This window comes from Solirubrobacter phytolaccae (genome assembly GCF_027587195.1).
Lineage (GTDB): Bacteria > Actinomycetota > Thermoleophilia > Solirubrobacterales > Solirubrobacteraceae > Solirubrobacter > Solirubrobacter phytolaccae.
Genome location: NZ_JAPDDP010000022.1, coordinates 91,501 through 102,120, shown reverse-complemented (window position 1 = coordinate 102,120; position 10,620 = coordinate 91,501). Strand labels below are relative to the sequence as shown.

General features: G+C 69.2%; 10 protein-coding genes. 5 read left to right on the top strand and 5 right to left on the bottom strand.

Going from position 1 to position 10,620, the window contains the following annotated elements; genetic code table 11:
- Window positions 1-155: 155 nt before the first annotated feature.
- Window positions 156-986 (top strand): cytochrome c oxidase assembly protein, encoded by an 831-nt coding sequence (locus tag OJ997_RS14580; protein WP_270025850.1) that lies wholly within the window; start codon window positions 156-158, stop codon window positions 984-986.
- Here the strand turns inward: OJ997_RS14580 and OJ997_RS14575 are convergent.
- Window positions 971-1,609 (bottom strand): CDP-alcohol phosphatidyltransferase family protein, encoded by a 639-nt coding sequence (locus OJ997_RS14575; RefSeq protein ID WP_270025849.1) that lies wholly within the window; start codon window positions 1,607-1,609, stop codon window positions 971-973. The genes OJ997_RS14580 and OJ997_RS14575 overlap by 16 nt on opposite strands.
- Window positions 1,610-1,739: 130 nt before the next feature.
- On the opposite strand from OJ997_RS14575, the gene OJ997_RS14570 reads away from it, so the two are divergent.
- The 3 genes from OJ997_RS14570 to OJ997_RS14560 all read left to right on the top strand — a co-directional run bounded on the left by OJ997_RS14570 (window position 1,740) and on the right by OJ997_RS14560 (window position 5,929).
- Window positions 1,740-4,529: an NACHT domain-containing protein gene (locus OJ997_RS14570; protein WP_270025848.1), complete on the top strand. Its 2,790-nt coding sequence runs from the start codon at window positions 1,740-1,742 to the stop codon at window positions 4,527-4,529.
- Window positions 4,530-4,537: 8 nt separating this feature from the next.
- Window positions 4,538-5,008, top strand: coding sequence for a DUF4231 domain-containing protein (locus OJ997_RS14565; protein ID WP_270025847.1), 471 nt, complete (start codon window positions 4,538-4,540; stop codon window positions 5,006-5,008).
- Window positions 5,009-5,092: 84 nt separating this feature from the next.
- Window positions 5,093-5,929: a PhzF family phenazine biosynthesis protein gene (locus OJ997_RS14560; protein ID WP_270025845.1), complete on the top strand. Its 837-nt coding sequence runs from the start codon at window positions 5,093-5,095 to the stop codon at window positions 5,927-5,929.
- Here the strand turns inward: OJ997_RS14560 and OJ997_RS14555 are convergent.
- The 3 genes from OJ997_RS14555 to OJ997_RS14545 are packed head-to-tail and all read right to left on the bottom strand — an operon-like array spanning window position 5,904 to window position 8,918.
- The gene (locus OJ997_RS14555; RefSeq protein ID WP_372517897.1) at window positions 5,904-7,130 is read right to left on the bottom strand and encodes an adenosylhomocysteinase; all 1,227 of its coding nucleotides are present in this window, start codon (window positions 7,128-7,130) and stop codon (window positions 5,904-5,906) included. The two genes, OJ997_RS14560 and OJ997_RS14555, sit on opposite strands and share 26 nt — an antisense overlap.
- Window positions 7,114-8,535 (bottom strand): adenosylhomocysteinase, encoded by a 1,422-nt coding sequence (gene ahcY / locus OJ997_RS14550; protein ID WP_270025844.1) that lies wholly within the window; start codon window positions 8,533-8,535, stop codon window positions 7,114-7,116. The genes OJ997_RS14555 and ahcY overlap by 17 nt, the downstream gene beginning before the upstream one ends.
- Complete coding sequence (locus tag OJ997_RS14545; protein WP_270025843.1) at window positions 8,532-8,918, bottom strand: MerR family transcriptional regulator; 387 nt, start codon at window positions 8,916-8,918, stop codon at window positions 8,532-8,534. The genes ahcY and OJ997_RS14545 overlap by 4 nt, the downstream gene beginning before the upstream one ends.
- A gap of 100 nt (window positions 8,919-9,018) precedes the next feature.
- Here OJ997_RS14545 and OJ997_RS14540 point away from each other — a divergent pair, with 100 nt between their 5' ends.
- On the top strand, window positions 9,019-9,174 hold the full coding sequence (locus OJ997_RS14540) for a hypothetical protein (RefSeq protein WP_270025842.1): 156 nt from the start codon (window positions 9,019-9,021) through the stop codon (window positions 9,172-9,174).
- Here the strand turns inward: OJ997_RS14540 and OJ997_RS37575 are convergent.
- Window positions 9,149-10,594, bottom strand: coding sequence for a GGDEF domain-containing protein (locus tag OJ997_RS37575; RefSeq protein WP_270025841.1), 1,446 nt, complete (start codon window positions 10,592-10,594; stop codon window positions 9,149-9,151). The two genes, OJ997_RS14540 and OJ997_RS37575, sit on opposite strands and share 26 nt — an antisense overlap.
- Between the last annotated feature and the right edge of the window lie 26 nt (window positions 10,595-10,620).

Genomic DNA, 10,620 nt, shown 5'->3' with positions numbered 1-10,620 from the left:
GCGCGGACAGCGCAGGCGGCGCGGACGGCCGGGCGCCCGAGCGGCGCGGCGCGGGCGCGGGGCGGCGCGGTCGGGTCCGCTGGGTCATGCCGGGGATTCTCCGGACGCGCGCGTGTCGTGTCTGTCGCGCTACGTCACAATCCTGTGCGGTGTTTGTGCCGACTTTGCTGGGCGCCGCGGAGCCGGTCGACGCGGGGTGGAACTTCGCGCCGATCATCCTGATCGCGCTGATCGCGTACGTGTGGGTCTACGTCGCGCGTTGGCGGACGTCGCGGCGTGAGGGTGGGGCGCGCGCGGCGGGCTACGGGCGGCTCGCGCTGTGGCTGCTCGGGATCGCGTTGTTGGGGGTCGCGCTCATCTCCCCGGTGGACCGGTTGGGTGAGCAGTTCGCGACGTTCCACATGGTCCAGCACCTGATCCTCGCGGACCTGGTGCCGATCTGCCTGACGGTCGCGTTGACCAAGCACATCCTGCGGCCGGTCACGCGGCGGATCCACTGGATCGAGAAGAAGGCCGGGCCGTTCGGGCATCCCGCGTTCGGCGTGATCGCGTACGCGGCGGCGATGTGGATCTGGCACATCCCGGTCATGTACGAGGCAGCGCTCGAGCACAGCTTCGTCCACACGCTCGAGCACCTCAGCTTCGCGGCGGCGGGCGCGTTGTACTGGTGGCACCTGCTCTCCCCCATCCGCTCCCGCCTGCGGCTCGGCGGGCTCGGACCGGTGCTGTACATGGCCTCCACGAAGATCGCGGTCGGCTTCCTCGGAATCATGCTCGGCTTCGCGCCGAACCTGCTGTACGACTACTACGAGCACAGCGGCACCCGCTGGGGCCTGAGCCCGATCGACGACCAGCACATCGCCGGCGTCCTGATGGCGCTCGAGCAGTCGCTCGTGATGGGCGTCGCGCTCGCCTACCTGTTCATCCGCATGCTCGCGGAGTCCGACGAAGCAGACGAGCGCGAAGAGCGCTACGGCACCGTGTAGGGCTCGCGCGCCGCGAGCACCTTCAGGTTCCCGGCCGCCCGCGCCGCGAGCGCGACCAGCATCACGCCCGCGCCACCCAGCGCGACGACGTCGAGCAGCGTGAGCCCGAACCAAGCGACCTCGACCCCCAGCGCCACCGCCGAGAGAAGCCCGATCAGCGCGAGCCGCGCCTCGGTCGGCCCGAGCCGCCCGTAGCCCAACGAGAAGCGCCCGAACGCGTGCGTCTCCAGGTACGAGTTGATCGACAGCGCCAGGTAGGCGATCACGAGCACGAGCCCGGCGGTCAGGTGCATCGACGTCGACAGCCCGAGGCCGAGCCCGACGAGCGCCGTCGCGGCCGCGTCGGCGAGGTGGTCGACGTAGTAGCCGTACTTGGGCCGCTCCGCGCGCCGCACCCGCGCCAGCGTCCCGTCCAGCGAGTCGCCGAACCAGTGCACGACGAGCAGCGCGGCCGCCGTCCAGAAGTGCCCGGTCGCGGCGGCAACGGCGAACGCCACGGCCGCCACCAGCGCCAGCACCGTCAGGTGGTCGGGCCGGATGAAGCCCGGCAGCCGCGCGGCGATCGCGCGTAGCAACCACCGCTCGGGCCGGGCGAGGAGGAAGGTCATCTCGCGGTCCTGCATCGCAGGTCTCCTTGTTGACCGTCGTTCAACAAAAGGTACACGACTGTTGACCATCGGTTACTAGGAGCGCCCTACGAGCTTGAGACATCTCGCACGCGCCCGGCAGTGATTGGGTTAAGGTCGCTCGTGAATGCCCTCCGGCACCGGCTATGAATGCTCGTTCGCCGTCATCACAGTCGTGCCCGAGGCGCATCGCCTGTGGGTAGACGGTCTGCCGAGCCACCAGACGACGTTTCGCGACGGGTACCGCTGGACGGTGTCGAACCTTCCTGCAGCCGGAAACGGGACCCATCTTGTGGTCGAGGCGCAGCAGCCTGAACGATCTCTTCTCCCCGCTGGGTCGTTTGCCGCGCACTTCTTGGATGTCTGGCGCCCTCGTTGCCTAATCATCGCCGACATCGGTGGGGGCATTTGGGGGCCCGGACCTATAGCGCGCGACGGGCTCGCGTTGGGCGACGTGGTCGCCGCCGACCGGCTCGACTACTACGAGCTCATCAAGATCGTCCCGCCGAGCGGCAACCAGCAGACGCGAATCCCGCGGTCTATGAAGTTCCAACAGCCATCAACGTGGCTTTCAACGCTCGCCCGTGACCTCGCGCACGAGAGCCACTGGCATCAACGGCTCCGGGTAGGGCGTCCATCAGCGACCCACCCGCCGAAGCTGCTGCCCGGTGGCGTTGTGTCTGGCGACAAGCTCCTGACGGATACCAACGCCCACGAAACGCGCCGCATTGTCGATACGTACGACAAGGCGCTGGCCGTCGACATGGAATCAGTGGGCGCCGCACACGCTGTTTTTCTGAAGGTCGACGCAGGGCACGCAGTCAGCTTCGCTGCGCTGCGAGGAATCTCGGACTGGATTGACCAGCCCGACAATCAGGAAACGCGTGATGCATGGAAGGCCGCTGCGTCCGATGCCGCGATCGCCGTTCTGCGCGAGCTGATCGAACAGACCCCCGGCGAACTCGTCGGTGTCACGCCTGCGGAGGCGGAGTCGATCGCCGAGCTGCGACGCCGACTTCACAACGACTACTACGTCCCACCGATCGCCTACGAGTCGCACATCGACGCAGGAGGCCAGCGAATCACACGCGAGGGAGTGCTCGGGCACGCTTTGAAACGCCACGGCGTAGCGCTCGTCGGCGGCGCGGGCCTTGGCAAGAGCACCATGCTGCACCACGCCGCGATGGCGGCTTCCGGACCACTAGAGGCGTTCCCGGTCCTTGTTGACCTCAAGCGGTGGCGCCCGAAGTACGCCGACCGGCTCGACGGGATTCCGACCGCTGAGCGCCTGTCGCCGTTCATGGACGTGCTGCTTAGCGCGTCGGTGCAGCGAATCGGGGTCGGCCTGTTTGAGGAAATTCTCGCGCGGCGTGAGGTGCTCCTCATGGTGGACGGGCTCAACGAGGTCCCGTTCACACCGGTCGCCAGCCGCATCTTGGAACTTCTGGATGAGTACATGCGTGCCCACCCGGAGGTCCGGGTCCTGGTCACCGACCGCGGCGGTGAGGGGTTCTACCGCGATTCCGGCTGGGACGTCTTGAAGCTGCGCCCACTCGACGCCGTCCAAGTGACGCACATCATCGAGCAGAACTTCGGGGCCGGCGCCGCCACGACGCTCGACGACGAAGCGGGGCTCCTCGAGAACCCGTTCTTCCTCGATCGCGCGCTGCGTGGTCGCAACCTGGACCTCGCCTCGCGCGCCTCGGCGCTTGGCACGTTCTTCTCCGAGCAATTGCGGATGACCGACGAGCACATCGACGCCCTCGCAGCGATGGCCTTCAACGTCTATGCCGAGCGACGTCAGCGGACCTTCCCTGAGAGCGAGGTAGAAGAGCTCCTCGGCACTGATGGTTTTCACGCGCTGCGAGCAGGCGGAGCGCTGAAATCTCACGACTCGCTAGCGACCTTCAGCCATCAACTCGAGCACGACTACCTGGCTGCGCGACATATGGCACGCCATCCGCACTACTGGACCACGAGCGTGCTCGATGCCCTCACGTTCAACGCTGCGTCGTTCGACGTCCCCGCGCTGGTTTTGGAGCTACTCGATGATGAATCCGCTCGCGACATATTCGTGCGCAAGCTCTACGACTGGAACTGGCGGGGGACGATCACGGCAGTCGCGTCCGCCGAACAAGAAGGCCATCAGGCGACGAGTGCGTTCTTGCACACCGCGATCCTCGCCGTAGCCGCCGAGAAGCGATTCGACCCCGTGCGCGGGACGCGGGACCGGGCCGACAATCAACTTCAACGGTTCCGGGGATACCACGCGCAACAGCTGCGCAGTGCCGCGACGCTGCGCGAGCTCACCACCTTCGTACGGGAGGTCGAGGGTGGTCCGGAATGGTTCGCCAGCTGGCAGAATCTGTTCTGCGGCGACCCTCTCGACCGCCCGCTTCGAGACGACGTGATCGACGCCCTCACGAGCTCCGACGCGTTGCACGGCTGGACTGCTGCGAACGTAATCAAGCGCTACGAGGGAACGGACGATGCTTCGCGCCGGATGCGGGAGATGGTGCGCACGGCCAGCGATACCACGCGCTGGCGTGCGGTACATGTGCTCGGTGCGTGGCCGTCAGACGCCAACGCCGCCGTACTCGTCGACGCGTTGAGTTACCCCCACCGATGGGTGGTCTACGGCGCCGTACGCTCGTTGATGGAAATGGCAGCGAGAACCGGCGATGACGCTCTCCGCCGGCGCGTGCTCGCCGCACTGGCCGACCGGGTCGACACGATCCCCAACGAGGCGTTGAGCCAGATCGCTTTGACGCCGCTCTACGAGGGCGCGCCCGCGGACTACCAGCGTGCCGTTCGCCCGTTGATCACCTCGATCATCAAGAGCCGGCACAACGTCGGTGAGCGGGAACGCTGGCGTTCGCGACTCGCACGCTTCGACGAGTTCTGGGATCGAGCATGATGCCAGCCGTGAATGCTCCTAATGGGCTGAAGGTCTCACTGCTCGAGGAATGCGATCGTTTTATCGCCGAGCACACCAATAAGGCTGATCGTAATAAGCGGCGCGCGCGTTTGGGAACGGTGGCCATGGCGGCATCAACGGCCTTGATCCCGGCGTCGATCGTTGTGTCCACGGCCGGGCACGAGTTCTTCTGGGGCAAACTGGTCCCGTCCCTGCTCGCCGCGGTCGCCGCGATTATCGCCGGGTTGCTCACTGCCGAGCGCCCGCACGAACGCTGGTCGCTGTACCGCCGGTACCAGCGCATGTTCGAGGCCGAGCGGCTCCGGTACACGAGTGGAGTCGCCCCGTATCGAGGCGCTGACGCCGACGCCACCTTCGCCAGCTGGCTCGCGGCGGCGCGACTGTCGGTGCACGAAGAGTGGGCAGGCCTAATTCCGGCTAGCGGCGAGGTCGCGTCCACGACCAGACCGACCGCATAACCGAACCTTGCCCAGGGGTTACAGAATCGTGATGACGAGCTAGCCGCACCGACGACGGGCCGCGCCACTGCCACGATCGAAGCCATGACCGCGATCTTGAGCTACGCCGCCTTCACCGAGACCCCCGAGGGCGGAAATCCCGCCGGCGTCGTGCTCGACGCCAGCGGCCTGCAGGCCGACGAGATGCTCAAGATCGCCGCCGACCTCGGCTACAGCGAGACCGCGTTCGTGGTCGCCCGCGAGGACGCCAACGAGTACGACGTCCGCTACTTCGCGCCCGAGGCCGAGGTCCCGTTCTGCGGGCACGCGACGATCGCCACCGGCGTCGCGCTCGCCGAGCGCGACGGCACCGGCACGCTCGTCTTCCACACCCAGGCCGGCACGATCCCGGTGCACACTGAGGGCAGCAACGGCAACGTCACGGCCACGCTCACGAGCGTCACGCCGCACATCGAGGTCGTCTCCTCGCAGACCCTCGCCGCCGCGCTGCTCGCGCTGGGCTGGTCCCACGAGGACCTCGACCCGGCGCTGCCGCCGCGGATCGCCTACGCCGGAGCCCGCCACCTCGTCCTCGCGGCGGCCACCCGCGAACGCCTCGCCGACCTCGACTACGCCTTCGAGGACCTCAAGCAGCTCATGCTCGACCTGGACCTGATCACGGTCGACCTGGTCTACCGCGAGGACGAGACCACGTTCCACGCGCGCAACCCGTTCCCGATCGGCGGCGTCGTGGAGGACCCGGCGACCGGCGCCGCAGCGGCCGCGTTCGGCAACTACCTGCGCGAGGTCGGCGCGGTCACCCCGCCCGCCACGATCACGATCCACCAAGGCGTCGACATGGGCCGGCCGAGCCTGCTCACCGTCACCCTCGACGGCGAGCAGCCCGAGATCCGCGTCAGCGGTCGAGCGGTGGCGATGTAAGCGAGCGGTACGCGACCTGCGCGGGCGTCAGCTCGTCGATCTCGACGCCCAGCGCGGCCAGCTTCAGCGCCGCGACCTCGCGCTCGATCCCGTCCGGGACGGGATGCACGCCCGGCGTGAACGAGCCCGTGGCCAGCGCCTCCGCGGCCAAGGCCTGCAGCGCGAAGGAGACGTCCATGACCGCCGCCGGGTGCCCGTCGGCGGCGGCGAGGTTCACGACCCGGCCGCCGGCCAGCAGGTTCAGGCGACGATCGCCGAGGTCGTACTGACGCACGAGCGGCAGCACCTCGCGCACCTCCACCGCTGCGCCCCGCAGGTCGGGCAGCGAGATCTCGACGTCGAAGTGCCCGGCGTTGGCCAGCACCGCGCCGTCCTTCATCCGCACGAAGTGCTCGCCGCGCAGCACGTCCTGCCCACCGGTCACGGTGATGAAGACGTCACCGCGCTCGGCGGCGACGGACGCGGGCATCACGGAGAAGCCCTCCATGCGTGCCTCGAGCGCCCGCAGCGGGTCGACTTCGCAGACGATCACCGAGGCGCCCAGCCCGTGCGCGGCCAGCGCGACGCCGCGCCCCGTCCAGCCGTAGCCCAGGACCACGACGGTCTGGCCGGCCAGCAGGATGTTCGTCGCGCGCAGGATGCCGTCCAGCACGGACTGCCCGGTGCCGAAGCGGTCGTTGAGCGCCTTCTCGGCGCGCGCCTCGTTGACGGCGATGACCGGCACGGCCAGACGGCCCTCGGCCTCCATCGCCCGCAGCCGGACGAGCCCCGTCGTGGTCTCCTCGGTCCCGCCGAGCATGCCGTCCAGCAGCTCCGGCACGGCGTGGAGCGCGCTCAGCAGGTCGGCGCCGTCGTCCAGGGTGATCCGGGGCGCGCGCGCCGCGACGGCGGCCACGCTGTCGGCCCAGTCGTCGGGCCCACCCGTGTGGACCTCGACCTCATCGCTCAGCGCCGCGGCCACGTCGTGCTGCGTGGCGTACGGGTTGGAGGCGCAGAGCGCGACGGACGCGCCGCCCGCCGCAAGCGCCCGCACGAGGCACCCCGTCTCGGAGGTCACGTGCAGGCACAGACCCACGGTCAGCCCCTCCAGGGGCCGCTCGCGGGCGAACCGCTCGCGGATCGAGCGGAGGACGGGCATCTGCCCGTCCGCCCACTCGATCCGCAGAAGCCCAGAAGCTGAGGGCTTAGTAGCGATAGTGATCCGGCTTGTACGGGCCCTCGACGGGCACGTCGATGTACGAGGCCTGCTCCGGGGTGAGCTCCGTCAGGCGCACGCCGAGCGCGTCGAGGTGCAGGCGCGCGACCTTCTCGTCGAGGTGCTTCGGCAGGACGTAGACCTGCTTCTCGTACTCGTCGGTCTTCGTGAACAGCTCGATCTGGGCGATCGTCTGGTTCGTGAACGAGTTCGACATCACGAACGACGGGTGGCCGGTCGCGTTGCCGAGGTTGAGCAGGCGGCCCTCGGACAGGACGATGATCGTCGAGCCGTCGGCGAAGCGCCACTCGTGGACCTGCGGCTTGATCTCGATCCGCTCGATCCCGTCGATCTTGGCCAGGCCGGCCATGTCGATCTCGTTGTCGAAGTGGCCGATGTTGCCGACGATCGCCTGGTGCTTCATCCGCTCCATCTGGGCGGCGGAGATGACGTCCTTGTTGCCGGTCGTCGTGATGAAGATGTCGGCGGTCTCGACGACGTCCTCGAGCGTGGCGACCTGGTAGCCCTCCATCGCGGCCTGCAGCGCGCAGATGGGGTCGATCTCGGTGACGATGACGCGGCCACCCTGGCCACGGAGCGCCTCGGCGCAGCCCTTGCCGACGTCGCCGTAGCCGAGCACGACGCAGACCTTGCCGGCGATCATGACGTCGGTCGCGCGGTTGAGGCCGTCGACGAGCGAGTGGCGGCAGCCGTAGAGGTTGTCGAACTTGGACTTGGTGACGGCGTCATTGACGTTGATCGCCGGGAAGAGCAGCTTGCCCTGGGAGGCGAACTGGTACAGGCGGTGCACGCCCGTCGTCGTCTCCTCCGTCACGCCCTTGATCGAGGCGGCGGCCTTCGTCCACTTCTGCGAGTCCTCACCCAGCGTGCGGGTGAGCGTCTCGAGGATGATGCGGTGCTCGTCGTTGTCGGCCGTGTCGGGCGACGGGACGGCGCCGGCCGCCTCGTACTCCTTGCCGAGGTGGATGAGCAGCGTCGCGTCGCCACCGTCGTCGAGGATCATGTTCGGGCCGTCGCCGTCGGGCCACGTGAGGGCCTGATCCGTGCACCACCAGTACTCGTCGAGCGTCTCGCCCTTCCAGGCGTAGACCGGGATGCCGGCCTCGGCGATGGCCGCCGCGGCGTGATCCTGCGTCGAGAAGATGTTGCAGGAGGCCCAGCGGACCTCAGCACCAAGGGCGACGAGCGTCTCGATCAGGACGGCCGTCTGGATGGTCATGTGCAGCGAGCCGGTGATGCGCGCGCCCTTGAGCGGCTGCGCCTCCGCGTACTCGGCACGCGTCTGCATCAGGCCGGGCATCTCGTGCTCGGCGAGCTGGATCTCCTTGCGGCCATAGGCGGCAAGGCCGATGTCAGCGACCTTGTAGTCGGGCGTCGTGATGGCGGTCATACGGTCTCCGGGGTGGGGGTGGGAATGCGGCGCGCGAGCGCGGCGAGGAGCTTCTCGTGCTTGTGCTGCTCGAAGCTCAGCCAGTCGTCCGACGGGACGCCGGCGGGACGTTGCGCTTCAGCTTCGAACCAGGCGTCCGTCGCCCGGCGAAGTTCCTCGTCACGGCGCAACCGCAGGGCGAACGCGAGATCGGACAGGCCGATGTCGTGCTCGTCCAGCAGCTCGCGCAGGGTGCGCAGGCGCTGCAGCTCGGCCGGGCCGTACAGCCGGTAGCCGGCGGCCGAGCGTTTGGGCTCGAGGAGCCCGACGCGCTCGACGTAACGGAGCATCCGCGGGCTCCAGCCCGTGGTCTCAGCCGCTTCGTTGATCGTCAGCGCGTCCACTGGCCGCCAGTGTAGCGGCACCTTGACAGAGTTGTGTCAAGGTTTGCCCGCGCCGCGACCTTTGCGTGGTCTTCAGGAAGTGTGGGCAGGCTGAAGGCACATGTCTCCCCTGCTCAAGACGCTGATGAAGTTCTCCAAGACCCGCCAGGGCCGCAAGCTGACCAGCCAGGCGATGACCTACGCCCGCAGCCCGCAGGGGCGCAAGCAGCTCGCCCAGGTGCAGCGCCAGCTCAGCCAGCGGCGGAAGCCGCGCTGAGGTTCGCGACGATGCGCGGCGCCTCGTCGTCGCGCACCGCGGTCGGAGCGAGCCGCCGCGCGAACTCGGCCGTCAGCTCGGCCGCGAGGTCCTCGCCCACGAAGCGCTCGGCGAGCAGCGTGGCAAGCACGTCGCGCGCCTGGCTGGCCTGATCCGCCCGGCGCCGCCGCTTGCGCGCGTACATCCGCTCGTCGGCGCGCTGCAGCGCTTCGCCGGCGGTGTCGACCTCGTCCGGGATCAGCACGAGCCCGTGTGACGCGGTGATTTCGACGGTGCCCTCACGCTCCTGCAGCGCGCGCACGGCGGCGAGGATCTCGGGCGAGGCGTCGTCCAGGCGCGCGGGGACGAGCAGGCAGAACTCGTCGCCCCCGAGCCGGTACGAGCGGCCCGCGCACGCGTCCAGCTGCGGCGCCAGGCGCTGGAGCAGGGCGTCGCCGGCGGCGTGGCCGAAGGCATCGTTGTACTCCTTGAAGCCGTCCAGGTCGAAGAAGACGAGCGTGTGCGGCGTGCGCGCGGCGATCGCGCGGTCCAGGTCCTCGAGCAGCGCGCGCCGGTTCGGCAGCCCGGTCAGCTTGTCCGTGACCGCCTCCGCGCGGGCGACGCGCATGAGCTTCTGGTTCTCGCCGAGCAGGAACGCGGCGCGGATCAGGCCGACGAACAGCGCCGTGCCCGCGAGCGTGACCGTGATCGCGCTCCCGCCGGTGAGGGCCGCGTGCATCAGCAGCCCGACGCTGATCGCTCCGCCGGTGATCGGCACGGCCGCGGCCAGCACGCCCCCAACCCGGCGCTCGCGCGGCGCGGATGGGTGGAATGCGGCGTAGGAGGTGAGCAGCAGCGCGGCGCCCCAGGCGAAGAGCGCCGTCCGCGGCGGCGCTTGCGGGTTCGTGAGCGTGAGGTCGTTGGCGACCAGGAACACCTCGCCGAGCGCGATGATCCACCACGCGCGGGCGGGCCGCCAGCCGTTGACGGCGAACGCCAGCACGATCGTGGTCACGAGCATCGCGTCGCCCGCGAGCGCGGTCGCGGGCACCCGGAGGCCGAGGCCGACGAGCGAGTCGCTGACGTAAGCGGTCAGGATCGCGCCGGCGGTGAGGCCGACGATGATCCCGTCGAACGCGAGCCAGCGGCTGCGGAGCTGTGTCGCGGCGAGCGAGACGAGGCCGGCCTGGGCGAAGGCGAAGGAGACGAGGAACAGCGCGTTCAGGCGGGCGGGGTCGAGGTCGCCGATCGCCCACGACGCGTTGGCGACGGTCAGCAGGCCCCAGGCGAGCCGCGCGTCGGAGCGGCGGGCGGTCTGGACCGCGAGCATCGTGACCGCGATCAGCTGGGCGCTGACGCGGAGCACGTCCGCACCCGTCACCAGGTAGGCGGCACAGGCCGCGAGGAGAAGGCCGAAGACGGCGTGCGGGAAACGGGCCACTGGCCTCGCGATCGGCGAAACCGGCT

Excerpts from the sequence above, each read along its gene's own strand:
- OJ997_RS14575 (WP_270025849.1), bottom strand. The coding sequence starts at position 1,609 with ATGCAGGACCGCGAGATGACCTTCCTCCTCGCCCGGCCCGAGCGGTGG.
- OJ997_RS14570 (WP_270025848.1), top strand. The coding sequence starts at position 1,740 with ATGCCCTCCGGCACCGGCTATGAATGCTCGTTCGCCGTCATCACAGTC.
- OJ997_RS14560 (WP_270025845.1), top strand. The coding sequence starts at position 5,093 with ATGACCGCGATCTTGAGCTACGCCGCCTTCACCGAGACCCCCGAGGGC.
- ahcY (WP_270025844.1), bottom strand. The coding sequence starts at position 8,535 with ATGACCGCCATCACGACGCCCGACTACAAGGTCGCTGACATCGGCCTT.
- OJ997_RS14540 (WP_270025842.1), top strand. The coding sequence starts at position 9,019 with ATGTCTCCCCTGCTCAAGACGCTGATGAAGTTCTCCAAGACCCGCCAG.